General features: G+C 46.3%; 24 protein-coding genes. All 24 read left to right on the forward strand.

What is annotated here, in order from left to right:
* Window positions 1–2 precede the first annotated feature (2 nt).
* The 24 genes from Ami103574_RS07450 (at window position 3) to Ami103574_RS07565 (ending at window position 26,513) form a co-directional block, all read left to right on the forward strand.
* Window positions 3–1,409: an aldehyde dehydrogenase family protein gene (locus Ami103574_RS07450; protein ID WP_163066184.1), complete on the forward strand. Its 1,407-nt coding sequence runs from the start codon at window positions 3–5 to the stop codon at window positions 1,407–1,409.
* A 15-nt stretch (window positions 1,410–1,424) separates the two neighbouring features.
* Window positions 1,425–2,750: an SLBB domain-containing protein gene (locus Ami103574_RS07455; protein WP_163066186.1), complete on the forward strand. Its 1,326-nt coding sequence runs from the start codon at window positions 1,425–1,427 to the stop codon at window positions 2,748–2,750.
* Between the two features lie 35 nt (window positions 2,751–2,785).
* Window positions 2,786–3,658, forward strand: coding sequence for a hypothetical protein (locus Ami103574_RS07460; protein ID WP_163066188.1), 873 nt, complete (start codon window positions 2,786–2,788; stop codon window positions 3,656–3,658).
* Window positions 3,659–3,689: 31 nt separating this feature from the next.
* Entirely contained in the window at window positions 3,690–4,238 is a 549-nt protein-coding gene (locus Ami103574_RS07465) for a BMC domain-containing protein (protein ID WP_163066190.1), read from the forward strand.
* An 85-nt stretch (window positions 4,239–4,323) separates the two neighbouring features.
* Window positions 4,324–4,668: an ethanolamine utilization microcompartment protein EutS gene (gene eutS, locus Ami103574_RS07470; protein ID WP_163066192.1), complete on the forward strand. Its 345-nt coding sequence runs from the start codon at window positions 4,324–4,326 to the stop codon at window positions 4,666–4,668.
* A gap of 1 nt (window position 4,669) precedes the next feature.
* The gene (locus tag Ami103574_RS07475) at window positions 4,670–5,116 is read left to right on the forward strand and encodes a EutP/PduV family microcompartment system protein (RefSeq protein WP_163066194.1); all 447 of its coding nucleotides are present in this window, start codon (window positions 4,670–4,672) and stop codon (window positions 5,114–5,116) included.
* Window positions 5,117–5,138: 22 nt separating this feature from the next.
* Complete coding sequence (locus Ami103574_RS07480; RefSeq protein ID WP_163066196.1) at window positions 5,139–6,395, forward strand: phosphotransferase; 1,257 nt, start codon at window positions 5,139–5,141, stop codon at window positions 6,393–6,395.
* A 158-nt stretch (window positions 6,396–6,553) separates the two neighbouring features.
* Window positions 6,554–6,853, forward strand: coding sequence for a YerC/YecD family TrpR-related protein (locus Ami103574_RS07485; protein WP_163066198.1), 300 nt, complete (start codon window positions 6,554–6,556; stop codon window positions 6,851–6,853).
* Between the two features lie 105 nt (window positions 6,854–6,958).
* A complete protein-coding gene (locus Ami103574_RS07490; protein WP_163066200.1) occupies window positions 6,959–7,666 on the forward strand; it encodes a 4'-phosphopantetheinyl transferase family protein in 708 nt (235 codons plus the stop codon).
* A 74-nt stretch (window positions 7,667–7,740) separates the two neighbouring features.
* Window positions 7,741–8,376, forward strand: coding sequence for a regulatory protein RecX (locus Ami103574_RS07495; protein WP_163066202.1), 636 nt, complete (start codon window positions 7,741–7,743; stop codon window positions 8,374–8,376).
* A gap of 228 nt (window positions 8,377–8,604) precedes the next feature.
* Complete coding sequence (locus Ami103574_RS07500) at window positions 8,605–9,129, forward strand: RNA polymerase sigma factor (protein ID WP_163066204.1); 525 nt, start codon at window positions 8,605–8,607, stop codon at window positions 9,127–9,129.
* Window positions 9,098–10,165 (forward strand): DUF4179 domain-containing protein, encoded by a 1,068-nt coding sequence (locus tag Ami103574_RS07505; protein WP_163066206.1) that lies wholly within the window; start codon window positions 9,098–9,100, stop codon window positions 10,163–10,165. Before Ami103574_RS07500 ends, Ami103574_RS07505 begins: the two co-directional genes overlap by 32 nt.
* A gap of 488 nt (window positions 10,166–10,653) precedes the next feature.
* Window positions 10,654–13,782 carry an isoleucine--tRNA ligase gene (ileS, locus tag Ami103574_RS07510; protein WP_163066208.1) on the forward strand — a complete coding sequence of 1,043 codons (3,129 nt, stop codon included), beginning with the start codon at window positions 10,654–10,656 and terminating at the stop codon, window positions 13,780–13,782.
* A gap of 111 nt (window positions 13,783–13,893) precedes the next feature.
* Window positions 13,894–14,937 carry a 23S rRNA (adenine(2503)-C(2))-methyltransferase RlmN gene (gene rlmN, locus Ami103574_RS07515; RefSeq protein WP_163066210.1) on the forward strand — a complete coding sequence of 348 codons (1,044 nt, stop codon included), beginning with the start codon at window positions 13,894–13,896 and terminating at the stop codon, window positions 14,935–14,937.
* Between the two features lie 124 nt (window positions 14,938–15,061).
* Window positions 15,062–15,484, forward strand: a complete 423-nt coding sequence (locus Ami103574_RS07520) for a hypothetical protein (RefSeq protein ID WP_163066212.1) — start codon at window positions 15,062–15,064, stop codon at window positions 15,482–15,484.
* 122 nt (window positions 15,485–15,606) lie between these two features.
* Window positions 15,607–16,515 carry a DMT family transporter gene (locus Ami103574_RS07525; RefSeq protein ID WP_163066214.1) on the forward strand — a complete coding sequence of 303 codons (909 nt, stop codon included), beginning with the start codon at window positions 15,607–15,609 and terminating at the stop codon, window positions 16,513–16,515.
* Window positions 16,487–17,128 carry an NUDIX hydrolase gene (locus Ami103574_RS07530; RefSeq protein WP_163066216.1) on the forward strand — a complete coding sequence of 214 codons (642 nt, stop codon included), beginning with the start codon at window positions 16,487–16,489 and terminating at the stop codon, window positions 17,126–17,128. Before Ami103574_RS07525 ends, Ami103574_RS07530 begins: the two co-directional genes overlap by 29 nt.
* 138 nt (window positions 17,129–17,266) lie before the next feature.
* Window positions 17,267–18,148 (forward strand): CAP domain-containing protein, encoded by an 882-nt coding sequence (locus Ami103574_RS07535; protein ID WP_163066218.1) that lies wholly within the window; start codon window positions 17,267–17,269, stop codon window positions 18,146–18,148.
* A gap of 233 nt (window positions 18,149–18,381) precedes the next feature.
* Entirely contained in the window at window positions 18,382–19,488 is a 1,107-nt protein-coding gene (locus Ami103574_RS07540) for a BMP family lipoprotein (RefSeq protein ID WP_163066220.1), read from the forward strand.
* A gap of 122 nt (window positions 19,489–19,610) precedes the next feature.
* On the forward strand, window positions 19,611–21,140 hold the full coding sequence (locus Ami103574_RS07545) for an ABC transporter ATP-binding protein (RefSeq protein WP_163066222.1): 1,530 nt from the start codon (window positions 19,611–19,613) through the stop codon (window positions 21,138–21,140).
* A 1-nt stretch (window position 21,141) separates the two neighbouring features.
* Window positions 21,142–22,275: an ABC transporter permease gene (locus Ami103574_RS07550; protein WP_163066224.1), complete on the forward strand. Its 1,134-nt coding sequence runs from the start codon at window positions 21,142–21,144 to the stop codon at window positions 22,273–22,275.
* Complete coding sequence (locus tag Ami103574_RS07555; protein WP_163066226.1) at window positions 22,272–23,231, forward strand: ABC transporter permease; 960 nt, start codon at window positions 22,272–22,274, stop codon at window positions 23,229–23,231. Before Ami103574_RS07550 ends, Ami103574_RS07555 begins: the two co-directional genes overlap by 4 nt.
* A gap of 30 nt (window positions 23,232–23,261) precedes the next feature.
* Window positions 23,262–25,187: a YgiQ family radical SAM protein gene (locus Ami103574_RS07560; protein WP_163066228.1), complete on the forward strand. Its 1,926-nt coding sequence runs from the start codon at window positions 23,262–23,264 to the stop codon at window positions 25,185–25,187.
* Window positions 25,188–25,190: 3 nt separating this feature from the next.
* Window positions 25,191–26,513, forward strand: a complete 1,323-nt coding sequence (locus Ami103574_RS07565; RefSeq protein ID WP_163066230.1) for a DNA methyltransferase — start codon at window positions 25,191–25,193, stop codon at window positions 26,511–26,513.
* The last annotated feature ends 13 nt before the right edge of the window (window positions 26,514–26,526 follow it).

Consider the following 26,526-nt stretch of genomic DNA (forward strand, 5'->3'; position numbering starts at 1 on the left):
GAATGAATATAGATGTAAACATGATAGAGGCATTGGTAAAAAAGGTAATTGAAAATGTGAACGTAAATGCCTCATTAGAAAACAAAGAGTACGGATATGGAATCTTTGAACATATGGACGATGCGGCCGAAGCCGCTACCATTGCGCAGCAAAAATATTTGAACTGCAGCATGTCAGATCGGGCCAAGTATGTGCAGGTAATCCGAGACGTAGTCTTAAAGAAAGAAAACCTGGAATTGATATCTCAGATGGCAGTAGAAGAAACTGGCATGGGCAAATATGAGCACAAGCTGATTAAAAATGCTCTGGCTGCCAATAAGAGCCCAGGTATTGAAGATTTGACAACAGAGGCTATGACTGGTGATGACGGGTTGACTATCGTAGAATATTCCCCGTTTGGTGTAATCGGAGCTATTGCGCCAACTACAAATCCGACGGAGACTATCATCAGCAACTCCATCGGTATGCTGGCAGCAGGAAACTCTGTAATTTTTAGCCCTCACCCAAGAGCCAAGAACGTATCGCTAACCTTGATTAAGTTAATAAACAAGGGCTTAGAGGAGGCTGGTGCACCGAGAAACCTTATCGTGACAGTTAAGGAACCATCTATTGAAAATACCAACAAGATGATGGCACACCCAGCTGTGCGGATGCTGGTGGCAACGGGTGGCCCTGCCATTGTAAAGACGGTATTGTCCAGCGGCAAAAAAGCCATCGGTGCAGGAGCGGGAAACCCGCCGGTAGTTGTAGATGAGACAGCGGATATTGAAAAGGCAGCAGCCGATATTGTGGATGGCTGCAGCTTTGACAACAACCTTCCTTGCATTGCAGAGAAGGAAGTGGTAGCCGTAGACTCCATCGCCGACTACTTAATCTTCAATATGAAGAAGTGCGGAGCCTATGAGGTAAAGGATCAGGCGCTTATCAGTCAACTGGAAGAGCTGGTTTTAAATGAAAAAGGCGGTCCAAAAACCAATTTTGTAGGCAAGAGTGCTCAACACATTCTATCTCACGTAGGCATTCAGGTAGGTCCGGAAGTGCGGGTCATCCTTATGGAGGCTTGCAAGGAGCATCCGTTTGTGCAGGAAGAATTGATGATGCCGATTCTGCCGGTAGTCCGGGTAAAAGATGTAGATGAAGCCATCCAGCTGGCCATTAAGCTGGAGCATGGGAACAGACATACGGCAATCATGCACTCTAGGAATGTCGATAAGCTGACCAAGATGGCAAAACTTATCCAGACGACTATTTTCGTTAAAAATGGTCCATCTTATGCCGGAATCGGTGTTGGTGGAGAGGGCTATACCACCTTTACCATCGCTGGACCGACAGGAGAAGGTCTTACATCGGCCAAATCCTTCGCTAGAAAACGCAGATGCGTGTTGGTAGGAGGATTGGACGTAAGGTAAAGGTGAGGTGTCAGCATGGAAAAAAGTTTAACAGCTTCGGTAGAACAGGCAGGGATTGTCGGCGCAGGCGGCGCAGGTTTTCCCAGCCATGTGAAATACAATGCAAAAGCTGAATATGTAATTATAAATGGGGCAGAGTGTGAACCTTTACTGCGAGTGGACCAGCAGCTAATGGCCCAAGAAGCTGAAAAGCTTCTTGGGGGCTTGCAGCTGATTGTCGATCACGTTGGGGCAGCGGAAGGAATTGTGGCTTTGAAAGCGAAGTACCACGATGCGGAAGATGCGTTAAAGGCCCAACTACATAAGTATCCTAAATTGCGACTTTATCTGTTGGGTAATTTTTATCCAGCAGGGGATGAGCAGGTGGTGGTATATGAGGTGACCAGGCGAATCGTGCCAGAGGGTGGCATTCCGTTGAATGTAGGTGTTATCGTTACCAACGTGGAGACTGTTTTAAACACCTATGATGCTTGTGTCAGTCAGCAGAATGTGACGGATAAGTATATTACCGTCACTGGAGCGGTGGCGAAGCCAATTACCGCTCAGGTTCCTTTGGGCATTACAGTAAGGGAAGCCCTTGAGCTGGCTGGAGGTGTCACCGTAAAAGACTATGTGATTGTCAATGGCGGACCGATGATGGGTAAGACCATATCCCCGGAAGATGTAATCACGAAGACTGTAAAGGGGCTCATCGTGCTGCCGGCAGGTCATCCACTGATTAACAGCTTGACCAAAGGTGTGTCTCACATGATGCGGGAAGCAAAAACCGCTTGTATGCATTGCAGCCTCTGTACCGAGGTCTGCCCAAGAAACTTGCTGGGACACAGGCTGGAACCCCACAAGCTGATACGCATACCAAGCTATGGAAAAATCTGTGATGGCCAGTCTTCTGCGATAAATGCTTTTTTATGCTGCGAATGTCGGTTATGCGAATACGCCTGCATACAAGACTTGCAGCCGTGGAAGATGAACAGCACCTTGAAAAAAGAATTGGGCAAGGCCGGTATCAAAAACACGCTGCACAATCAGCCCGAAAAGGCCGCAGCATTTCGCGAATACAAAAAGTTTCCAGTAGCGAAGCTGGTCACTAAGTTAGGTCTTAGTTCCTATGATCAGCCTGCTCCCATGGTAGCTCTCGATAAAGAATTTAAAAATGTATTTCTTCCTCTGAGACAGCACGTGGGCGCACCGGCGGAATCCGTTGTTAAGGAAGGCGATTCTGTGGACAGAGGACAGTTATTAGCAAAGATTTCTGAAGGTAAGTTGGGAAGTAACATTCATGCCAGCATTTCGGGAACCGTTACGGCTGTAACAGCTGAGGGTATTCGTCTACAGGCATAATCAAATTCTATGATTAGAAAAGGAAGGAACGGATTATGGAAAATTTACAATGGTTATTAATTATAGCCGCATTTGGCGGCGGTGTAATCGGTGCTTATATTGGCGCATTACCGGCATTTATTTTAACAGGTTTTATTGCCATTGCAGGTGGAACGGCTGCCCTAGCAGGTGCAGCGGACTTAACAGTAGGTTATGTGGCTTTTGGTGCGTATCTGGGTCCTCACGTAGCCTTTGCCGGCGGCGTTGCGGCAGCAGCTTACGCTCACAAGACGAAGAAACTGGATAACGGCGTGGATATTACAGCTTCCCTATGGGGGACTGGCGATCCGATGACCCTGATTGTAGGCGGTATTTTCGGTCTGGTTGGTATGTTGATATTTCAGGTGCTGGCAGCTATCAGCTTCCCATCGGACTTACCAGGAACAACGGTTGTTATTTTGGCTGTAGTGACTCGGTTCATGTTTGGTACCACCGGTCTCACTGGTAAATATGAAGGCGAAGGCAACCGGGTATGGTTCTCCGGCGGAAAAGGCTTCGCTTGCAATGTGCTTCTCGGGTTAGGCATTGGTGTTGCCATCAGCTTAATTTATGCAGAGATGGTTCGTGCTGGAGTGGATGCCGCAGTTTTGGGTTCATTCCCTATCGTATGCTTCGGTATTGCAGCCGCTTCGCTGATTTTCACCCAGACTGGCTTCGCTTGCCCAGCAACCCATCATATCGCTTATCCGGCAGCTTGCGCAGCAGTTTGGTCTGGCAACCCAGCGATGGGTATCATCTTCGGTATTCTAGGCTCTTTGATCGGTGACTTTGTTATCAATACCTTTAACAGTCACTGCGACACCCATATCGACCCGCCAGCTACCACGATTATGATTTTGATTTGCGCAGCTACGCTCTTATTTGCCTAGTTAATTTGATTGATGAAAGTGGAGGTAGCTCATGGGACAGTCAATAGGATTAGTAGAATTAAAAAGTATTCCCGTAGGCATAGAAACTACTGATGACATGTTAAAGGCCGCCAGTGTGGAATTGCTCCTGGCAACGCCCATTTGTCCGGGAAAGTATATCATAATAGTAGAAGGAAATGTGGGCGCGGTAAAGAGTTCAGTGAAAGCGGGAATCGCAAAAGCGGAAACGTTTTTAGTGGGCCATCACATTATAAACAATGTACATGAGTCCTTACCTTCTGCCATTTCAGGAACCGCCGAGGTTGCCAACATTTCTGCATTGGGAATTATTGAAACCATTTCTGCTTTAACGGCAGTAACCGCAGGAGATATTGCAGCCAAGGCTTCCAATGTTCGTTTGATAGAGATAAGAATAGCAAGAGGTCTGGGAGGAAAAGGTTTCTTGATTTTCACAGGGGAGATTTCCGCGGTGAAATCCGCAGTGAATTCCTGTCTGAACGAGCTAAAAGAAACGGGGGAAATTACCAGTTACAGCGTTATTTCTTCTCCTCACAAAGACTTGATTAAAAGTATCATGTAAAGACAGAGGCTATCAAGGGTCTATGCCGCAGGGTATAGCCCCTTGTTCAATAATTGCAGCACCGTAGAGAGGGAGGCTAATAAAAATGGAAACCGAAAAGCAGCGGGTCATTCAAGAATATGTGCCAGGAAAACAAGTTACTTTGGCTCATATCATCGCAAAGCCTACAGATGAATTATATGAGAAATTAGGGTTGGTGGAATTATCCGGAAGCGTTGGTGTTTTAACCATAACTCCCAGCGAAGCGGCAATTATTGCCGGAGATCTGGCGACGAAGGCGGCAGATATCCGCATTGGTTTTATTGATCGGTTCAATGGTTCTCTGTTTATTGCAGGGAACATTACGGCAGTAGAGTCAGCCTTAAAAAACATTTTAGTCTTGCTCTGTGATAAGATGGGGTACGCCAGAACGGAGATTACAAGGACATAATATGCAGAAAACAGCAAAAAAGATGATGATGATCGGCCGAAGCGGAGCGGGAAAGACCACTCTCTGCCAGTTTTTAAACCAGCAAGAGCTGGCCTATCACAAGACCCAGTACGTACAGGTCATTGGAGAAAATATGATCGATACCCCCGGCGAGTACACCGAGCGGCGGTCTCGCTACAGCAGCTTGCAGATTACCTCAGCAGATGCAGCAGTCATTGTATTTGTTAAGGATGCCACAGAGCCAGGGAGCATTTTCCCACCAGGATTTTCTTCCATGTTTGCCAAACCGGCGGTAGGTGTTATTACAAAAGCAGACTTGGCTGATCCGCAGATGCTCCAAAAAGCAGAGAGGTTTTTAAAGCTGGCGGGTGCAAAGCAGTCCTTTGCAGTCAGCTGTGTAACGGGTGAGGGGTTCGAAGAGCTGATTCGCTTTATTCAAAATCTTTAAAATCAGAATAGGGGAACAGGCAATGGTTATATTGACAGAATACAATATAGTAGATTATCTGAAAGACCATACGAATCTTTTAGAGGGGGCTCAGCAGATTACTTCCCGATACTTTGACAGCGGAACATCGGAAAGCGGCAGCGGAGATGGGTACATTAATTTTGTTTTTTGTGTGGATTACGCTCTGGGCGGAGAACAGAAGTCTTTGGTTATCAAGCAGGCCCGGCCTTATTCCAAGCTTATTCCCATAGAAGTACCTACCTGCCGAAATAAAACGGAGTATGAGGCAACCCGCCTTAAGCGTGCTGTAGTGGCAGAATATTTACCAGAACTGTACCTGATGGACCAGGAAAACAATGTTTTTGTCATGGAATCGCTCACCCAGTGGAAGATTCTACGATATCAGTTCAATAAAATGGAAAAGCAGCCTGGCTTGTCTCGAAAAATTGCAGAATATCTGGCGGTTTCCAACTTTTTTACGTCGGAGATTTATCTGGATACCAGCATTTTTCGTCAGCTGGAGTGTACTTTTGTCAACGGAGACATGCGAAGAGTTATTGAAGCCGGGATTTTTATCCCGGAATTCACGCCTTTGGGCGAAAAGGGCGAAAATGCGGAGCTGAATTCAGACCTCTATGCACTTTCCAGAAACATCTGGGAAAACCATGATTTAATCGCCCAATGTTACCTTATGCGGGATATTTATATGCGTAAAAGTGAATGTCTGATTCATGGAGACTTTCATACCTCTAACATCTTTATTCGGGGAGAGGAGATGAAGGTTATCGATATGGAATACGCCTTTGTGGGGCCCTATTCCTACGATTTGGGATATTTGCTCAACAACTATATCTCCCAGTATGCAGCCTGTGCTTTTAAATCCCCGGAGAATCTGAATCAGGCAGCGAGCTTTCAGCAATATTTACTGGAGTCTGTCCGGGAGATTTACATTGCTTATGTAGAGATATTCGATTCCCTCTGGGATCAGTTTGGTAAAGAAACGTATAGCCACAGCAGGGAATATAGAGGGGCCATTTACCGAAATATCCTGCAAGAGATGCTGGGATTTGCAGCTGCGGCTAACATATCCAGAATCACCATGCTGACTGAATTTCCGGATTTCGATGTGATCCGGGATCGGGGAAAACATCTGCATGCGAAGCGACTGTCGTTGATTATCAGTCAGCAGCTGCTACTCAATCGGACTTCCTATGAACACATAGATGAAGTGGTGCAGGATATCACTCGTATTACGAGCATATATAAATCCAATATTTAATAATGGAGTTCTTCTAATAAAGTCTTCGCTTTCAGTAGGGAGGACTTTATTTTCTTGTGTATGGCAGCCACCTTTTTGCCGTTTTTCGTTGACGGTTTCCGGAAAAAAATGCTATAATCGTCCTGTAAAGTGTTAAAGTGGTTGAAAGGAGCTTGGTCATGGCATACGAATCAAAATTTAAGCGTGACGATATCGACGAATTGTTCAAAGCGATCCTAACTTTGCAGGATGAGGAGGACTGTTACAGATTCTTTGAGGACATCTGTACCATCAACGAAATCCACGCGATTGCCCAGCGGTTGCAGGTAGCGAAGCTTTTATCGGAAAAGAGGACCTACAGCGAGATTGAGGAGGAGACCAAGGCAAGCACTGCGACTATCAGCCGGATTAACAAATGTCTGGTATACGGCTCCGAGGGGTATCAGCGGATTTTATCCAGGCTGAGCAGTCAGAAGTAAAGGTTGATGCCAGCGAACAAAAATTAAAATTTATTGAAGAGAAATAAACGGAGCACCATGTATCAGATTGCATATGTGGTGCTTCTTTGATAGGAGTTTTAATAGATGATTGCATATGTGCACAGGGGAGCAGAGCATAAAGGGGCAGCCGGAGAGACCTTAATTCAGGCGGCTCTGGCAGACTATATGGGGGCGGAATGGGAAAACTGGTTAAAAGAGGCCGCGGGCAGGAAGGGGGCCTCCGGGAGGGTGCCTGATGGTTTGATTCGGCGGACTCCTCACGGAAAGCCTTATATCGAGGATTTTCCCCTCTACTTTTCCATCAGTCATTCGGGAGAATTGTGGGTCTGCCTGGTAGCGGAAGTGGAAGTGGGCGTGGACATTCAGGTTCCTAAGCCCCTACCTTACGAGAAGTTAGCCAAACGTTTTTTTACAGAGACGGAGGCAGCATATATCCGACAGGGGGGACTAGAGGCCTTTTTTCAGGTATGGACCAGAAAAGAGGCCTATGTCAAGTATACGGGTTTAGGGTTTTCGGGAATGGGATTTTCCAGCTTTTCCGTGGTGGAAGCCAGGAAAAGGAGCTTTCTGGACGGTGCTGAGGCCGGCGGAACAGGAACTGGTGAAGATCAACTGGAATTGGTTTTGGCTTCTCAAGTAGCAGGAATCCTTATGCAGCCATTAGTGTTGGAACTGGGGCAGGAGTTAGAGGCAGTGGGACCGGGATTAGGGCCGGGGCTTCTGCCTGGGGAGCAGGTATTTGGGGCTGTCTGCGGGAAGCAGAAACAGACGGTTGTGGTCAGATGGTTATAGGCGACCGAAACGATATGGAATTGGACAGCAGTATTGAAAGATAACTTTAAAAGCCCATTGGGACAGGAGGAGCCATGAGCAGAGAATATAGGAGAGGACAGAAAACCGGAGCAGACAAGGGGCAGGAAACTCTTTCGGGTCACGTAAATATGGACGAGATTTATCAAACGGACAAAGAAGAGAAACAAAAAAAGAAAAAAAAGGACCCCCTCGAAGCTGCATTGAAACATTTAGCGTATAGGGACCGGACTTGTCAGGAGATGCTCCGCCACCTGGAGGAAAAGCAGTATAACCAGGAGGAAATCCAGCAGGCTATGAAGTATCTTTTAGAACGGCACTATCTGGATGATGAAGCTTATGTGGAACGATACGTGGAGTACGGTATTTCTAAAGGAAAAGGTCTGGTTAAAATCCGCTATGAACTGGGACAGAGGGGCATAGACAGGCTGCTTTTAGAAGAGCTTTCCCATCTCTTTGAGGAGTTGGAAAAGCCAGCTGAAAGGGAGCGGGCCTTGGAGCAGGGGCGGAAACTTCTGGCGGGTCTAAGTTGGGATACTGCAAGAACGGAACCAGAAAATTATGAAGAAAAAAAGCAGCAGTATAAAGAACTGCAAAAAATCAAGGGGAAGGTGGCCAGAAAACTGGAAGGCCAAGGGTATACCATGGACGATATCTTCTATGTACTGGACCGGCTGTTTTCAAGAGAGTAGCGAGAAGGACACGATCAAGTCAATCATATAATATTTAGCCAAACGGCGGTTCAAATGAGCCGTCGTTTTCTATTATATAGTTGTTTAGATACTAAAAATCTATCAAATAATGAAAACAAAAGTGGCCCTAAGTTTGTTTATATAGTGTAAGTGATATTGACCAGCAGATTTGCTAGCGATGAATATTGGAATTAAACAAGCATGACTTGAGCACTAGGAGGTGGTTGCATGAACGGTTCGCCGTTACATACAGACAAGAAAATTGAAGAGATTTATTATCAGTACATTGATATGGTATATCGCATTGCGCGAATGCTCCTTAAAGATTCCCGTGAAGCAGAGGATGCTGCACAATCAGCCTTCGTCAAATTGATGGCGTCAAATCACACCTTTCAAAATGACGAACACATAAAGGCATGGTTGATTGTGACAGTGAAGAATGAATGCCGTAATACCTTGGCGCATTGGTGGCACTCTAAAAGGGCCTATCTGGGGACGATGGAAGAAGAAGGCTATTTAGATGAAAATACAGATTGCGATTTGTGGAATGCCGTGGAAGGTTTGCACAGCAAATACAAGCTTCCACTGTATCTCTACTATTATGAGGGGTATAAAACAGTAGAAATTGCAGAGATGCTTGGTGTCAACCATGCTACCATCCGAACGCGCTTGCTGGCAGCCAAGCGCAAGTTGAAGTTAATACTGGAGGAGGATGATATAGATGAACAAAGAAGAACTAAATCGATACTTTGAGCAGATGACACCTGGAACTGTGCAGAAAGAGCGGATGCTTCAAGGTATTACAAGCTGCAATAAAAAAGAAGTAACCCCCCTGAAAAGAATGACGCGAAGAGTTACAATTCAAGCAGCGGTGATCATCCTATTGGTTATGATTACAGCTACGTCTGCACTGGCCGTAACCTTCAACTGGCATGTAAAGCTGATGGAGTATTTCGGCATTCAGCCGGGGCAGGAAGCAATGCTGGAAGAAGCACAAACCGCGCCAGATGCCACTCTGACCCATGAGGGGGTAACTGTTACCGTAAAGCAGACTTTAGCAGACAGCAAAGGGCTCTATGTTCTTTACGAGATGTCCGTGCCGAAATCAATTACACTGAAGGAGGCAAGTGAGACAGCGTTATCCGACGGAACGACATTAGAGGAACGTACTGACTGGGGATTCTATTCCTTAAATGCTCCGATAGAGAATCTGGAGGGAGACACCGCCATGACTATTACAGGACACGAAATTTTGGCGCAAAGCCAGCACCACCGCACCGGTATAGTATCTGTTACGCCTACCGGAAAACTGGTTGATGGAACCATTGAGCTTGTATTTAAGGACTTATCCGCTGAAAGGGTTTATCGGACCGCGGAGGATTTAAAAGATGAGAGTACCGTATTGGTGAAAGGAGAGTGGAAGCTCGCTTGGGACTTCACCTACAAAGACAGCAGTAAAATCATTGCTCCAAATCAAAACGTAGAGGGCAATGATGTCTCCTATCGAGTTAGTGAAGTGTCGATATCGCCGATTTCTTCTTGTGTTACGGTAAAAGCTGCGGCAAACGCCGGCAATCTGTTTCGATTTCCGGTTCATCTCAATTTGAAGGACGGAAGTCGGATTACTTATGATAGGAACAGCAAAAACAAGCGGTATACCTGCGTTTCAAAAAAGGAAGGCAATGAAACCGTCTATGAGTATCAAATGTACAACCGCTTTGACAGACTGATTGACCCGGAAGCTGTAAAAAGCATATCTATCGGTGATACCACTGTGCTAATAGAATGAATAGGCCTATTTCATTTAAGACCTAAGTGCTAAACAGAATCTCCTGGACAAATTTCTTGACAGAAACACTACATCTAGATATAATGAAAAAGTATATAGGGTGAAAGGGATGATTTCATCCGAATACTGTCAAATTAAATAGCCTAGGGCCTTGATGGAACCAGTAGACCTGTGTAAAATCCTTACAGAGAGGTGCGCATATGCTGAGAGCGCAGCGGTGAAGCAGTAGTTGAATATCACTCCGGAGCCTGATCCAATATGAGAGGTGAAACGCTGACAGGGCGGACCCCGCAAGGGTACCCCGGCAGCCGGTGTTTTGCAAATAGGGTGGTACCGCGGTCTGGAAAGATCGTCCCTAATTCACAAAAGTGGATTAGGGCTTTTTTGTTTTTTGTATTGCCCTACATTTTAACAAAGCCATTTCCATGGCGAAACGAAAAATGCAGCGTGGGAAGACCACGTTTTTTGAAGAAAGGAAGATTGCAAACATGAGGTTTCAAAATTTATCTGAACAGCCTATTGCAGAATGGCAGAAAGCACAAGCGAAAGCTTGGAAAGAAGAACATTTACTGGAGAAGTGCGTGACTACTAGAGAAGGCATGCCTTCCTTTATCTTTTATGAGGGACCGCCAACGGCTAATGGAAGGCCTGGTATTCACCATGTTATCGCTAGAGCCCTAAAAGATTCTGTATGCCGTTATAAAACCATGCAGGGTTTTGCTGTAAAGCGAAAGGCTGGGTGGGATACCCACGGTCTGCCGGTAGAAATCGAGGTGGAAAAGCAGCTGAACATGTCCGGAAAGCAGGACATTGAAAAGTATGGCATCAAGGAATTCAATGAAAAGTGCCGGGAATCTGTCTTTACTTATGAAGGCATGTGGCGGGAGATGACGGAGCGGATGGGCTATCTGATTGATATGGACAACCCTTACATCACCTTGGATAACAATTTCATTGAGAGCGGATGGTGGATACTAAAAGAATTTTTCAAAGCGGGCTTGATTTATGAAGGCCATAAGATTCTGCCTTACTGCCCGCGTTGCGGAACCGGCTTGGCTTCTCACGAAGTAGCTCAAGGTTATAAAGAAGTGAAGACACAGACGATTACCGCTAAATTTAAGAAAAAAGACACAGAAAACGAATATTTCCTGGCTTGGACCACTACCCCGTGGACCTTGGCTTCTAACGTGGCTCTTACGGTAGGGGCTGATATTGACTATGTAAAGGCTCAGATTAACGAGGATGCGGCTTCGTCGGAGGCAGGCAGGGTGTTTTATCTGGCGAAGAATCTGGCTGATAAACTTCTGGGTGCAGACAAATACCGCGTACTAGCAGAAATGAAGGGCAAAGAGCTGGAATATATGGAATATGAGCAGTTGATGCCATTTCTGAAGCCAGACAAGAAAGCCTTCTTTATTACTTGCGCTGATTATGTAACGACAGAAGACGGTACCGGCATTGTTCATACTGCACCGGCTTTCGGTGAAGACGACTATCAGACAGGCAGAAGATATCAGCTGCCAGTACTGAATCCGGTGGACGAACAGGGCAAATATAACGATACGCCGTGGGCAGGCCGTTTCGTTATGGAAGACGGTCTGGATGTGGATATCATCAAGTGGCTGGCAGCGGAAGATAAGATTTTTGCCAAAGAAAAGATGGAGCACAACTATCCGCACTGCTGGCGGTGCAGTACGCCGCTGATTTATTACGCAAAGCCGAGCTGGTACATTGAGATGACCAAGCTGAAAGACCAGCTGGTGGCTAACAACAAGACTGTCAACTGGTTTCCGGATTTCGTCGGCGAAAAACGGTTTGGCAACTGGTTGGAAAATGTCAATGACTGGGCTATCTCTCGAAATCGTTACTGGGGTACGCCAATTCCGATTTGGCGGTGTGAATGCGGCCATCTGGAGTGCATCGGCAGCCGGGCCGAGTTGGTGGAAAAGGCAGTAGAAGATATTACAGCGGATATCGAGCTGCATCGGCCATATGTGGACGATGTACACTTAGCCTGCTCCCACTGCGGCAAGACCATGTCCCGCATACCAGAGGTAATGGACTGCTGGTTTGATTCCGGCTCCATGCCGTTTGCCCAGCAGCATTATCCGTTTGAGAATAAGGAAAACTTCGACGAAGAGCTGTTCCCGGCAGACTTCATCTGCGAAGGCATTGACCAGACCAGAGGTTGGTTCTATTCGCTGATAGCCATTTCTACCTTTATCAAGGGCAAGGCCCCGTATAAAAATGTACTGGTAAATGACTTGATTTTGGATAAGGACGGCAAGAAGATGAGCAAGTCTAAGGGCAATACGGTGGATCCATTTACTCTGTTTGACAAATATGGGGCTGACGCTACTAGATGGTATCTGCTCTACGTATCTCCGGCTTGGTCCCCGACCAAGTTTGACGAGGACGGCTTGATTGAAATCGTCAGCAAGTTCTTTGGCACCCTGCGAAATGTATATAACTTCTTCGTGCTCTATTCCAATCAGGATGAAATCGACATAGAGCAGTGTTCGGTGGATTATGAAAATCGGCCGGAGCTGGATCGGTGGGTTCTGTCTAAATACAATCAGCTGATTTTGGATGTGACGGAAGAGATGGATCGGTATGATCATATGAAGTCTGTGCGCAAGATTCAGGAGTTTGTAACAGAGGATTTCTCCAACTGGTATATTCGGCGAGCCAGAAGACGGTTCTGGGGAGAAGCGCTGACGGAAGATAAGCAGAGTGTGTATGCTACCACCTATGAAATCTTGGTGGGTATTTCTAAGCTGATTGCACCGTTTGCACCGTTTATTGCGGATGAAATCTATACGAAGCTCACCGGAGAAGAATCGGTACACACGGCTTTCTTCCCGAAGGCAGACACCAAGTTGATTCATAAAAATGTGGAAGAGCGTATGGATTTGGTGCGAACCTTAGTTACTTTGGGCAGAGGCACCAGAGAGAAAGAGCGGATTAAAGTGCGGCAGCCGCTGGCAGAGATGCTGGTAGACGGAAAATATGAAGAGCTGATTGGAGATTTAACTCCGCTGATTATGGAAGAGTTGAATGTGAAGCAGGTAGTCTTTGAAACGAAGTTGGATCAGTTCATGAATTACAGCTTGAAGCCGAACTTTAAGGTGGCCGGCCCTGTGCTGGGCGGCAAGATTAAGGCCTTCGGTGGCGCTTTAGCCCAGGCCGATCCGGCAGCATTAGTGGCCAAGCTGGAAGCGGACGGCAAGGCAACAATCCTCATGGATGGTGAAGATCTAATTGTGGAAAAAGAGATGGTAGAGGTTAAAATCAGCGCCAAGGAGGGTTTCTCTGTGGCCATGGAAAACAATGTGTTTACCATTTTAGATACAACCCTCAATCAGGAACTGATAGATGAAGGTATTGCCAGAGAACTGATTTCTAAAGTCCAGCAGTTGAGAAAACAGAAGGACTTTGAGATGATGGACCATATTCGTATCTTTGTTACAGCAGATGAAAGCGTACAGAAGGCGCTGGCATCTCACAGGGCATATATTATGAAGGAAACTTTGGCAGAGGCATTGGAGGAAAAGACTGGCTTGACCGCCTATGATCTCAACGGACACAATACCGGGATTGACGTAGAACGCGTATAGCTTCTGTAGACAAGTAGAAGCATATATAATAGAAGACTTTGACGAAAGAGGGGGCAGTACAAAAGCTGCACCCCTTTTTCAACGATAGAATAGGATGGAAAGGAGAACCTCATGGCAGATCAGGTTCAGTTAAAAAACCTCAGTTTGGAAGAAATGGAGCATTTCTTTGAAGAGCTGGGAGAAAAGAAGTTCCGGGCCAAGCAGGTGTACAAATGGTTGTATAGAGGGGCAGGCAGCTTTGCAGAAATGACAGACTTGTCCAAGGAGCTGCGGCAAAAGCTGGAGGAACGAAGTGAGGTCGGCAGTTTACGGCTGTTACAGGTCCAGGTCTCCCAGGAAGACGGCACAAGAAAATACCTCTTTGGTTTGGACGACGGTAACAGTGTGGAAAGTGTCTTTATGAAATATAAGCACGGCAATTCCATCTGCATTTCCTCTCAAGCCGGCTGCCGCATGGGCTGTACTTTTTGCGCTTCTGCGGTAGGGGGCTTAAAGAGAAACCTGACTGCCGGAGAGATGGCGGAACAAATCGTATCGGTGGAACGAGAAACTGGTCAGCGAATCAGCAATATCGTGGTCATGGGCACTGGAGAACCTTTTGATAATTATGATAACTTATTTAAGTTTATACATTTGGTTCACAGCAAGGAAGGACTGAATATTGGGCTGCGGAGTATCACCGTCTCCACCTGTGGCATTGTGCCGAAGCTTGCTCAGTTTGCCAAGGATTTTCCGCAGGTGAATGTGGCTGTATCTCTTCATGCGCCTAATGATTTGATTCGAGAGCAGACCATGCCCATCAACCGAAAATATCCTATTCAGCAATTGCTTCAGGCTTGTAAGGAATACACCCAGGAAACCGGAAGGCGGATTACCTTTGAATATGCATTGGCTGCAGGGGTTAATGATCAGCCTGTTCACGCCCAGGAGTTGGCTAAAAAGCTGAAAGGGATTCTCTGTCATGTAAACCTGATTCCTTTAAACAGTGTGACGGAAAGTCAAATGAAGGGAGCTTCTAGGGCTCAAGCCCAGGAATTTCAACGTCAGCTGGAAAGGCTGGGGATTACGGCTACCATCCGCAGAGAGCTGGGACGGGACATCGATGCAGCCTGTGGGCAGCTTCGCTTGAAGAATTACGAAAATTTAGAAAATTGAGGAGCGTTTGGTTGATTTGACTTGATAAGAAAAAGGCGATAGTGTATAATGTGGTTACACAAGCTACTTCAATAGCAGGTTTAGGGGTGCAGATATTGCATAGCTCAAAGAGGAGGCGGTTACAATGGTTAAGTTATTAATCGGTAAGAAAGGTTCGGGGAAGACCAAGACAATGCTGGACATGGCCAACGAAATGGTAGAGGACAGCAAAGGCAATATTGTATTTATTAATAAAAACCAGAGACTGATGTGTGATTTGAAGCACAAGATCCGGGTGGTATGTATGGAAGACTTTCAGCACATCACCAACAGCGATGAGTACATAGGGTTTCTTTATGGAATCATCAGCTCAGACCATGATATCGAGACTGTTTTTATCGACAGTATCTTAAAACATGCAGACATTCATGAAGATAACATTCCCGAGTTCGTGGACAGACTCAAGAAGATTTCAAATCGGTATGACATTGAATTCGTCGTAAGCCTCAGCGCGGAGAAGGAAACCTTAAAATCCGTCGATTTCAGCCAGTTTGAAATATTAAATTAATGGAGAATATTGAGCAGGTAATTGCTTGAAAAAATGGCGGTGATGGATTCACCGCCATTTTTGAACTCATAGAGAGATAAAAAGGAGCCTATAGAAACAATAGAAACAGAGGATAAACACAGATGAAGAAAGTTGGAATATATATTTTTTTAACAGCATTTTTATTCGGGACCATGGAGGTAAGCTTAAAACTGGCCGGCAACGGTTTAGATTCGCTGCAACTGACTTTCCTACGCTTTTTTATCGGTGGAATTTTCTTACTTCCGCCAGCGCTTCGAGAAATGAAGAAAAATGACATTCGCTTAGAGGTGAAAGATGTAGGTTATTTGTTGGCTTTGGGTACACTATGTATACCGATCAGTATGGTATTTTTCCAGCTGGGCGTGATGAATTCCAATGCTTCCACTGCCTCGGTCATCATGTGCATCAATCCCTTGTTTACCATGATATTTGCTCATTTTATGTCTGATGAGCATTTCAATCGAAAAAAGCTGGCCGTGCTGTCTTGGGGCTTGCTGGGGCTGCTCTTCATGGTGCGGCCATGGGACATCCAGAAAGGCAACACGATAGAGGGAATTGCTTTTATACTGATTGCAGCCGTTACCTTCGGTCTTTACACCGTAGTCGGGAAAAAGAGCATACAGAAGCTGGGTATCTTGGTTCAGACCAGTATCAGCTTTCTCTTGGGTGCGCTGGTGCTGTTGGCTGTCATGGTGATGTTGGACAGACCAGTCATCCAGGGAGTGCGGTCAAACTTGATTCTAGTGCTTTATATCGCCGTCTTCGTAACAGGCCTAGGCTATTATTTCTACTTTAATGCCATCAAATTGTCCGATGCAGCTACAGGTTCTATTGCTTTTTTCATCAAGCCGGCGATTTCACCAGTTATTGCAGTTTTGGTGCTGGGAGATCATTTGTTATGGAATACCTATGTGGGTATAGGCCTAATCTTAGCTGCTTCTTACTTAAATATACATTATAAAAAAATAGAGGATAAAAACATTGAGCAAGAAAAAATTGAACTTACCTGAGATAAAAGAGTTATTTAAAAATAGAAAGCCCCACGCGATTGGCTATTACAAGTATTTTTCCGTATTGGTTCCTTTGGTGGAAAAGGACGGAGAAGTCTATCTGCTGTACGAGATTCGTGCCAAGTCATTGAAGACTCAGCCAGGAGAAATCTGTTTTCCTGGAGGAGGCTTGGAGCCGGGGGAGACCAGAAGACAGTGTGCTATCCGAGAGACGTATGAGGAGTTGGGCATTAAGAAAAAAGATATTCGAATTATTTCCGAGATGGATTCCCTCTACACATACAGTAACTTTACCATGTATTGCTTCCTGGGAGAGATTCCTTACTCCGCGTTGATGGAGGCAAAGATTAATACGGACGAGGTTCAGGAGTTCTTTTTGGTGCCCTTGGATTATATCAAAAATCAGCAGCCATTTATCTATAAAGTGGATATTGTCCCAGAGATTGGGGAGGACTTTCCCTACAATCTGCTAAAACTTGACAATGGATATAATTGGAGAAAGGGTAAATCAGAGGTACCAGTTTATGTGTATGAGGACAAAGTTATATGGGGCCTAACCGCTCGAATTACACATAATTTAGCAAATATCTTAAAACACGGAAGCAGGGGGTAAAAACTTCCTGCTTCTTGTATTGGTAATTTTTATATAATGATTTTTGGGCAAAAGGGGGTCTATACTTTTTCCAGGAGGCAAAACAAAATAGACCAAAGTCTCCTAGTTTTGGATAAAGTGGAAAGAGAGGACAAAAACATGAAAACCAAATTTGTCAAAACAACGTTATCACTATCATTACTGCTTCTGGCAGCAGCACCGACTGCAGCTTTTGCAGGAACAAACTGTAACGCAAATGTTTCAGTTCCATTGAACCAATCTGTGGTTAAGAATTTCAGCAGTTATTTAAACGGCACAGGAACACAAGATGCTTTTAAAAATCTTAGTGGCTCCGGCTCCAATTGCTATGTTCAGTACGTAGACGGCAAGCTAAAGCTTGTTTCTAATAACAATGGCAGCCAGACTCAGCAGAAGGTTCAGAATTCAACCAACTGCAAAAATGGTACCGACACAAAGACGAACAATGGTACAAAGACAGATACTGACACAAAGACCAACACTGGTACAAAGACAGACACTGACACGAAGACCAACAATGGTACAAAGACAGATACTGACACAAAGACCAACACTGGTACAAAGACAGACACTGACACAAAGACCAACACTGGTACAAATACTAATACGAACGCGGCTATTGGTGACTATGAGCAGCAAGTCGTGAATATCGTAAACCAGGAACGAGCTAAGGAGGGTCTGGCACCGTTGACAGTCAACGCGAAGTTGTCTCAGGTAGCAGAAAAGAAAGCGGAAGACATGCGGGACAACAACTATTTCTCCCACACATCTCCTACTTATGGATCTCCGTTTGACATGATGAAGCAGTTTGGTGTTACCTATACGGCTGCCGGCGAAAACATTGCCAAAGGCCAGAAGACACCGGACAGCGTTATGACCGCTTGGATGAATTCCTCCGGCCACCGGGCTAACATCATGAACAGTACGTATCAGCAGATTGGTGTGGGTTATGTGACCGACAGCAATGGTACTACTTACTGGGTACAGGAATTCATTAAATAAGTCCCTTCGGAATAAATAGGGGAAAAGCTGGCATTGGACGAATCTGCTGAGCGGAGACGTTAAAAGGCTGTGAGACCACAGGTACATAGACAAGTCCGGCAGGATAGCCGGTACAAAAAGGCTTGTGCAAGATGACAAAAGTGCACACAATAAGTCTGTTGAAAAATTCCTTCATAACATTTATAATAAAAATATGGAAAAACATCAACCGTATTCCAGAAGGGAGAAATTTTATGAAGAAGTTTTTGGCGATCATGCTGGCCCTTGTTCTCGTACTGGGTCTGGCAGCCTGTGGCGCCAGCGAAGAAGCACCTGTAGACAAGGAAGCTTCCACCTATGAGATCGCAATGATCACAGATGTAGGCGAAATTGATGACAAATCCTTTAACCAGGGAACCTGGGAAGGTATCAAAGCCTATGCAGAGGAAAACAACATTACTCACAAGTACTACAAGCCGACAGAACAGAGCGTAGATGCTTATCTGGCAGCCATTCAGCTGGCTGTAAAAGGCGGTGCAAAAGTTGTAGTAACGCCGGGATATTTATTTGAAGTGCCGATTTATCAGGCTCAGGAAATGTATCCAGACGTAAGCTTCATCCTGATTGACGGATATCCGAATGACGGAACTACCGATGAAAATGGTAACACTACCGCCGCTCCGGCTGATAACTCCGTAGGCATTAAGTTTGCTGAGGAACAGTCCGGCTATCTGGCTGGCTATGCAGCTGTCATCGATGGCTACACCAAGTTAGGCTTTATGGGCGGTATGGCCGTTCCAGCAGTAGTTCGGTACGGATATGGCTTTGCACAGGGGGCAGAAGCTGCGGCTAAAGAGCTGGGCATGGCCCCAGGCAGCATTCAGATGAAGTATAATTATACTGGCGGATTTGATGCTACACCAGAAGTGCAGACTTTAGCTTCCTCTTGGTATTCCGATGGCACTGAAGTGATCTTCGGTTGCGGCGGTAAAGTAGGAAACTCCGTTATGGCAGCAGCTGAAGCTGCTAATGGTAAGGTGATTGGCGTGGACGTTGATCAGAGCAACGAATCCAAGACTGTCATCACTTCTGCGATGAAGGGCTTGGCCGCTTCTGTAAAGTCTACTCTGTCAGAGTATTATGACGGCAAGTTCCCAGGCGGAAAGAGCCTGACTCTGGGAGCTGAACAGGAGGGCGTACAGCTTCCAATGGAGACTTCCCAATTTACTACATTTAATCAGGAAGACTACGATACCATCTATAAACAGCTGCAAAGCGGTGAGCTTAAGCTGCAGAAGGATGATGTAGCCAGTGCAGACAAGCTGGGCTTGAGCTGCGTAAAGGTACAGGTCATCAAATAGATAACGAAAAAGACGGTTGATAAAATGATTTTGAAAAAGAGACAACACACCTTTTGGTGTGTTGTTTTTTATATCAAATTTAGGTATAATGGGTATATTATGTGGAAGAGAGGCGGCTATTTATGGAATATATCATAGAGATGTTGAACATTACAAAAGAATTTCCAGGCATCATTGCCAATGATGATATTACCCTACAGTTGAAAAAAGGGGAGATTCATGCGCTGCTGGGAGAAAACGGAGCAGGAAAGTCCACCTTGATGAGCGTGTTGTTCGGCATGTATCAGCCGGAGAAAGGCGTGATCAAAAAGAATGGGCAGGAAGTGAAAGTTAGTAACCCCAACGACGCCAATGAGCTGGGCATCGGTATGGTGCACCAGCATTTTAAATTAGTCCATAACTTTACCGTGCTGCAAAACATTATTCTGGGCGTGGAAACTACCAGACACGGCATTTTGCAGATGAGTCAGGCCAGAGAGAAAATCGTGGCCTTATCGGAAAAGTATGGCCTGATGGTAGATCCAGAGGCTAAAATTGAGGATATTACCGTAGGTATGCAGCAGCGGGTAGAGATTTTAAAGATGCTGTACCGAGAAAACGAAATTTTGATTTTTGACGAGCCTACTGCTGTGTTGACGCCTCAGGAGATTGAAGAGCTGATGAAAATCATGAAGGGGTTAGCGGCAGAAGGAAAGTCTATCCTCTTTATCACTCATAAACTGAACGAGATTAAAGAAGTAGCCAATCGATGCACCGTATTGCGTAAAGGCAAGTATATCGGCACTATTGATGTAGCCAGCACCTCCAAGGAGGATATGTCGGAGATGATGGTGGGAAGAAAGGTGGATTTGACTATTCAGAAGGAGAGTCAGGCGCCAGGAGAAGTAGTGCTGGAGGCCCGGGATTTAACCATCCGTTCCAAGCATAACGGAAAAAATGCAGTCAGCCATGTATCTTTCCAAGTGCGTAAGGGGGAGATTGTCTGTATCGCAGGCATCGACGGAAATGGTCAGTCGGAACTGGTCTACGGGATTACCGGCTTGTCGCCCTTGGATTCAGGAGAAGTCCTTCTCCGTGGAGAGCCCATGGCGAAGACCAGTATCCGCCGGAGAAATTTAGCAGGATTGAGTCATATACCAGAGGATCGCCACAAGGATGGATTGATTTTAGATTATAACTTGACGGAAAATCTAATTTTGAAAAACTACTTTAAACCAGGATTTCAGAAAAAAGGTTTTATTAATTTCAAGAAATCTAGAGAATACGCAGAAAAGCTCATTCAGCAGTTTGATATTCGCAGCGGACAGGGAACGAAGACTACCGTTCGCAGCATGTCGGGCGGAAATCAGCAGAAGGCCATCATTGCCCGGGAGCTGGACCAGGATCCAGACATTCTCATTGCCGTTCAGCCCACCAGAGGCTTGGATGTAGGGGCGATTGAATATATTCACCGACAGCTGGTGGAAAAGCGAGACGAGGGGAAGGCCATTCTGCTGGTTTCCTTGGAGTTGGACGAGGTTATGAACGTAAGTGACCGTATTCTGGTCATTTATGAAGGCGAGATTGTGGCAGATGTGGACCCGAAGGAAATAACCATCCGGGAATTAGGCCTGTATATGGCAGGCTCCAAGAGAAGTGAGGTGACAGCGTAGGATGGAGCGAGTGAAACGGATATTAGTCAGCGATGGATTTAATAACGCTATGTCGTCTATCTTTGCCATATTGATTGGCTTGTTATTTGGATTTATTATTTTATTAATTAGTAATCCCTCTCAGGCGGCAGAGGGACTGGTGATCATTTTAAAGGGCGGCTTCAGTGCAGGAGGCAAGGGTATGGGACAAGTCCTCTACTTCTCCACGCCGATTATTCTCACCGGTTTGTCGGTGGGCTTTGCCTTTAAGACGGGGCTGTTCAACATCGGTGCTTCAGGCCAGTTTATTATGGGGGCTTTTGCAGCTATTTTCGTCGGGGTTCATTGGACTTTCCTTCCGGCGCCACTTCACTGGATGGCCGCGCTGCTGGCATCAGCTGTCGCAGGGGGGCTGTGGGCCTTGATTCCAGGGCTGATGAAAGCCTATCTGAATGTCCACGAGGTTATCTCTACCATTATGATGAACTATATTGGTATGTATACAGCGAATTATTTGGTCAAGCTGACCGTTTATGACAGCTTGAAGGCCCAGTCCTTGAACACGGCGCAGACTGCTGTTCTGCCGAAGCTGGGGCTGGATGCTATTTTTTATAACACCATGGGCGGAGGAAAGGATTTGTCCACGGTGAACTGCGGCATTTATATCGCAATCATCATGGCGATCATCACGTACCTGCTGTTAAATAAGACGACTTTTGGCTATGAATTGAAAGCTTGCGGCTTCAATCCCGATGCCAGCCGGTATGCGGGCATCAATGAAAAGCGAAATATTGTGTTGTCCATGGTTCTGGCAGGGGCATTAGCTGGTTTGGGCGGCGGACTGTTGTATTTGTCTGGAGCAGGTGGACGGCACATCAAAGTGGCGGACATTTTGGCCGGAGAAGGCTACAATGGTATTTCAGTAGCGCTACTGGCTTTGTCCAATCCCATCGGTATTATTTTCTCCGGAATTTTTATCGCCTACATAACCGAAGGCGGCAATTATTTACAGAGTTTGAACTATGCCCCAGAGGTTATTCAGATTATTATTGCCTGCATCATCTATTTCAGCGCATTTTCTCTGATACTGCGGCGAATCATACCGGGTATCATCAAGCGTCGGTCGGAAAATAAGAGAGGAGGAGAGCAAAAATGAGCGTTTTATACTTAGTGGTTCAGCAGACGATGTTCTTTTCCATCCCTCTTTTGATTGTAGCCCTTGGAGGTATGTTTACCGAGCGAGGCGGTGTCACCAACATTGCCCTGGACGGAACGATGATTATGGGGGCCTTTGCTTCCATCTACTTTATCAACCAAATGCAGGATTCTATGAGTGGACAGTTATTGTTGCTCTTGGCTGTTCTCATTGCAGTGGCAGTGGGGGCGATATTCTCGCTGCTGTTGGCTTATTCGGCCGTAAACATGAAAGCCGGTCAGATAATCGGTGGTACAGCCTTGAACATGTTTGCTCCGGCTTTTGCCATCTACGTGGCTCGAATGATTCAGGACAACGGTGTACAGCAGATTACTTTTATGAACACCTTCCGTATTGATTCCATGCCGATTCTGGGAGATATTCCGGTTATAGGCGGGTTGTTTTTCAAAAACGCCTATATCACCACCTATATCGGTTTTGCCATCTTAATCTTATCGGTAATCGTCCTTTATCGGACTAAATTTGGTCTCCGTCTTCGGGCCTGCGGCGAGCATCCCCAGGCGGCGGATTCTGTGGGTGTCAACGTGTACCGGATGCGGTATGCCGGCGTCATGATTTCCGGCGGTTTAGCAGGTCTTGGCGGTTTAGTATTCGTTATCCCTACTTCCACCAACTTTAATGCGACGGTGGCGGGTTACGGGTTCCTGGCTCTGGCTGTTATGATTTTTGGCCAATGGAAGCCTTTGCGAATCCTTTTTGCGGCTTTCTTCTTTGGCCTGATGAAGACCATCGCTTCCGCTTATTCGGTTATTCCAGTGTTGGCGGTAGCCAACATTCCAAGCGACGTATACAAGATGATTCCGTTTATTGCTACATTAATCGTACTGGCTTTCAGTTCCAAGTCCTCTCAATCACCGAGGGCAGTGGCTGTGCCTTACGATAAAGGCAGCAGATAAGCATATAAGTTGAACAAGAAAGAGGTTTACATGGGATTTTTACCCGTTACAAGAGAAGAATGCGAAGAGAGAGGCTGGCAGCAGCCGGACTTTGTTTTCATCACGGGGGATGGCTATATAGACCATCCCTCCTTTGGCACGGCCATTATCAGCCGGGTGCTGGAAAACCGTGGCTATAAGGTAGCCATTCTGGCGCAGCCGGACTGGAGCAGAAAAGAGGATTTCATGCGCTTTGGCCGGCCAAGGCTGGGATTTCTCATTAATGGCGGCAATGTAGACTCCATGGTCAATCACTATTCTGTTTTTAAACACAAGCGGCGGACTGACGCTTATTCTCCAGGAGGAGTTTCAGGCAAGCGGCCAAATCGAGCGGTCATCGTCTACAGCAATCGAGCCCGAGAGGCGTATAAAGATGTGCCTATTATTATTGGCGGCATTGAGGCCAGTCTCCGTAGACTGGGGCATTACGACTACTGGGAAGACAGTGTCCGCCGGTCGGTGCTGTTGGATGCTAAGGCGGATATTTTGATATATGGCATGGGCGAGAAGGCTATAGTCGAGGTGGCAGAGGCGTTGGATTCCGGTATTGAAGCTCGGGATGTCAGTTGGATTAGAGGCACTTGTGTTAAGGCCCGAGAGCTTTATATGGATGAAGATACTCGGCTGCTGCCGGACTTTCAGGCGGTTTCTTCGTCTAAACAATCTTATGCAGAGAGTTTTGCCATTCAGTATGAGAATAATGATTATGTGACCGCTAAACGGTTGGCGGAGCCTTATGGCGAAAATCTGTATCTGGTTCAAAATCCGCCACAGCCCCCTTTGGATACCCAGGAGTTGGACGATGTGTATAGTTTGCCTTATGAGGGCACCTATCATCCCATGTACGAAGAAGCAGGAGGGATACCGGCTATACGAGAGGTGGAGTTCAGCATTATCAGCAGCCGAGGGTGCTTTGGCGGTTGTGCTTTTTGTGCCTTGACTTTTCACCAAGGGAGACAGGTTCGCAGCCGCAGTCGGGAATCCATTCTCCGGGAAGGACAAAAATTGACGTCATTACCGGGCTTTAAAGGGTATATACATGATGTAGGAGGGCCCACGGCTAATTTTAGAGGGCCTGCCTGTCAGAAACAAGTGACCAAAGGAGTCTGTGCCCACAAGGATTGTTTGTATCCACAGCCATGCAGCCAGCTGGAGGTGGATCACCGGGAGTATTTGGAGATTCTTCGGGGGCTTCGAGGCTTGGACGGCGTGAAAAAGGTCTTTATCCGTTCAGGCATCCGGTTTGACTACCTATTGGCAGACTCCAATGAGGATTTCTTGCGGGAACTTTGTCAGCATCACGTCAGCGGCATGCTGAAAGTAGCTCCGGAGCATATTTCGGATCAAGTTCTTTCCTATATGCACAAGCCGCCGAAGGAAGTTTTTGAGGCTTTTAGCCGAAAATATAAAAAAATTAATCAGCAGTTAGGGCTCAAGCAATACCTGATTCCTTACTTGATTTCTTCTCATCCGGGGAGTCGGCTGGAGGATGCCGTAGAACTGGCGGTTTTTCTCCAGGATAACGGTTTTGTGCCCGATCAGGTGCAGGATTTCTATCCGACACCGGGGACTCTGGCCACCTGTATGTACTACACGGAGTTAGACCCCCTGACCATGAAAAAGGTCTATGTGGCCAAAAGTCTGCAAGAGAAGCGAATGCAGCGGGCGTTGATTCATTTTAATAAGCCAGAGAACCGGGAGCTGGTCCGAGAAGCTTTGGTAAAAGCCGGACGGCAGGATCTGATGGCAAAGCTGCTGGGTGGTTCAGGTAAAGCTCGAGCTGACTTCCGGAAGAATCAGTCCGGGGGAGGAGGCCAAAGGCAGCTGGGCCGTTCTAGAAATGAAAAGAATTCCCAATCAGCCCGAGACAGCAAAACGCTGAAAAACGGGGAAAAGTCACGAAATAAGAGGAGCTGATGTATGAGCTTGATTTATAAGCTGACAGAAATAATTGAGGTTTGCCGAAAGGAGCATCAGGATTTTTTAGAAGACCTGGAAGCAGAGAAAAATGCGGTGTTTAAATTGCGGCAGCTGTATGGGAGGCCACGGCCGGAGGAAAATCTGCTGGCCTGGGGTGATAACCTCCATTTTATGAAGTATCTGCTTGAAAAGGGCTATGGGGAAAAACTACAATTAATTTACGCAGATCCGCCATTTTTCTCTAAAGCAGACTACAAGGCTCAGGTGAAAATTTATGCAGATGGTGGGATTCAACCGCTAAAGTTGGCTCAGCCGGCCTATACAGATACTTGGAGTCAGGGGTTGGAGGACTATTTGCGGATGCTGACCAGCCGACTGTTTCTAATGCGCGATCTGCTGGCTCCGGAAGGGTGTATCTGGTTGCATTTGGATTGGCATGTGGTCCACTATGTGAAGATTCTTATGGATGAAATTTTTGGCATGGATAACTTTGTCAATGAAATCATCTGGCAATATAAATCTGGCGGCAGCAGTAAACGGCATTTTGCCAGAAAGCACGATACATTACTGTTTTATGGGAAAAGTCCTCATTACTACTTTGCGGCTCAGCAGGAAAAGTCCTATAACAGAGGGCTGAAACCTTATCGCTTCAAAGGAGTAGAAGAGTTTGAGGATGATATCGGCTGGCATACGCTGGTAAATATGAAGGATGTATGGCAGCTGGATATGGTGGGGAGGACGGCTTCTGAACGGACGGGATATGCCACCCAAAAACCAGAACTGTTGTTGGAACGAATCCTCACTAGCTGCTCTCGAAAAGGAGATTTGTGTGCAGATTTTTTCGGGGGATCTGGAACCTTGGCCGCTACAGCTCATAAACTGGAACGTCGCTGGGTGACCTGTGATACCGGGAAAAATGCCGTAGCAGCCATCACAAAGCGTTTGCTCCAAAGAGAAGCCCACTTTAGGGTACTTCAAGAGCAGGACCGAGAGGAAGAGCTGGGGCGGGTAGAATTCTGCCTACAGCGAGACGAAAACCGATGCCAGGTGGAGATAAGCAGGTATCACCTCCAAGAAGAGGCGATTCAGCTTTTTGGGGAAGAGGATCAGGCTTTGATACGTCAAGTTCTCAGGCGAGATTCCCTCAGCCTTTTGGATTGCTGGAGTGTGGATTTTCAATATGACGGGCAGGTCCATCGGCCTCAACAAGTGTTTCTGCGGGAGAAGGACAGCCTAAAGTGCCAGGCGGAGGGCCCGCCAGGTGGACGAATTCACCTGTGTGTCACCGATGTTTTCGGTCATGTCTCCAGTCAAACTTTATAATATAGATTTTCGT

The organism is Aminipila butyrica (genome assembly GCF_010669305.1).
In the GTDB taxonomy this organism is placed as follows: domain Bacteria; phylum Bacillota; class Clostridia; order Peptostreptococcales; family Anaerovoracaceae; genus Aminipila; species Aminipila butyrica.

What these genes read in the sequence shown, in the direction of transcription:
- Ami103574_RS07540 (WP_163066220.1), top strand. Translation starts at nt 18,382, where the DNA reads ATGAAGAAGTTTTTGGCGATCATGCTGGCCCTTGTTCTCGTACTGGGT.
- Ami103574_RS07550 (WP_163066224.1), top strand. Translation starts at nt 21,142, where the DNA reads ATGGAGCGAGTGAAACGGATATTAGTCAGCGATGGATTTAATAACGCT.
- Ami103574_RS07555 (WP_163066226.1), top strand. Translation starts at nt 22,272, where the DNA reads ATGAGCGTTTTATACTTAGTGGTTCAGCAGACGATGTTCTTTTCCATC.
- Ami103574_RS07525 (WP_163066214.1), top strand. Translation starts at nt 15,607, where the DNA reads ATGAAGAAAGTTGGAATATATATTTTTTTAACAGCATTTTTATTCGGG.
- Ami103574_RS07495 (WP_163066202.1), top strand. Translation starts at nt 7,741, where the DNA reads ATGAGCAGAGAATATAGGAGAGGACAGAAAACCGGAGCAGACAAGGGG.
- Ami103574_RS07500 (WP_163066204.1), top strand. Translation starts at nt 8,605, where the DNA reads ATGAACGGTTCGCCGTTACATACAGACAAGAAAATTGAAGAGATTTAT.
- Ami103574_RS07465 (WP_163066190.1), top strand. Translation starts at nt 3,690, where the DNA reads ATGGGACAGTCAATAGGATTAGTAGAATTAAAAAGTATTCCCGTAGGC.
- Ami103574_RS07520 (WP_163066212.1), top strand. Translation starts at nt 15,062, where the DNA reads ATGGTTAAGTTATTAATCGGTAAGAAAGGTTCGGGGAAGACCAAGACA.
- ileS (WP_163066208.1), top strand. Translation starts at nt 10,654, where the DNA reads ATGAGGTTTCAAAATTTATCTGAACAGCCTATTGCAGAATGGCAGAAA.
- Ami103574_RS07560 (WP_163066228.1), top strand. Translation starts at nt 23,262, where the DNA reads ATGGGATTTTTACCCGTTACAAGAGAAGAATGCGAAGAGAGAGGCTGG.
- Ami103574_RS07535 (WP_163066218.1), top strand. Translation starts at nt 17,267, where the DNA reads ATGAAAACCAAATTTGTCAAAACAACGTTATCACTATCATTACTGCTT.
- Ami103574_RS07485 (WP_163066198.1), top strand. Translation starts at nt 6,554, where the DNA reads ATGGCATACGAATCAAAATTTAAGCGTGACGATATCGACGAATTGTTC.
- Ami103574_RS07450 (WP_163066184.1), top strand. Translation starts at nt 3, where the DNA reads ATGAATATAGATGTAAACATGATAGAGGCATTGGTAAAAAAGGTAATT.
- Ami103574_RS07565 (WP_163066230.1), top strand. Translation starts at nt 25,191, where the DNA reads ATGAGCTTGATTTATAAGCTGACAGAAATAATTGAGGTTTGCCGAAAG.
- eutS (WP_163066192.1), top strand. Translation starts at nt 4,324, where the DNA reads ATGGAAACCGAAAAGCAGCGGGTCATTCAAGAATATGTGCCAGGAAAA.
- Ami103574_RS07455 (WP_163066186.1), top strand. Translation starts at nt 1,425, where the DNA reads ATGGAAAAAAGTTTAACAGCTTCGGTAGAACAGGCAGGGATTGTCGGC.
- Ami103574_RS07480 (WP_163066196.1), top strand. Translation starts at nt 5,139, where the DNA reads ATGGTTATATTGACAGAATACAATATAGTAGATTATCTGAAAGACCAT.
- Ami103574_RS07475 (WP_163066194.1), top strand. Translation starts at nt 4,670, where the DNA reads ATGCAGAAAACAGCAAAAAAGATGATGATGATCGGCCGAAGCGGAGCG.
- Ami103574_RS07545 (WP_163066222.1), top strand. Translation starts at nt 19,611, where the DNA reads ATGGAATATATCATAGAGATGTTGAACATTACAAAAGAATTTCCAGGC.
- Ami103574_RS07505 (WP_163066206.1), top strand. Translation starts at nt 9,098, where the DNA reads ATGAACAAAGAAGAACTAAATCGATACTTTGAGCAGATGACACCTGGA.
- rlmN (WP_163066210.1), top strand. Translation starts at nt 13,894, where the DNA reads ATGGCAGATCAGGTTCAGTTAAAAAACCTCAGTTTGGAAGAAATGGAG.
- Ami103574_RS07490 (WP_163066200.1), top strand. Translation starts at nt 6,959, where the DNA reads ATGATTGCATATGTGCACAGGGGAGCAGAGCATAAAGGGGCAGCCGGA.
- Ami103574_RS07460 (WP_163066188.1), top strand. Translation starts at nt 2,786, where the DNA reads ATGGAAAATTTACAATGGTTATTAATTATAGCCGCATTTGGCGGCGGT.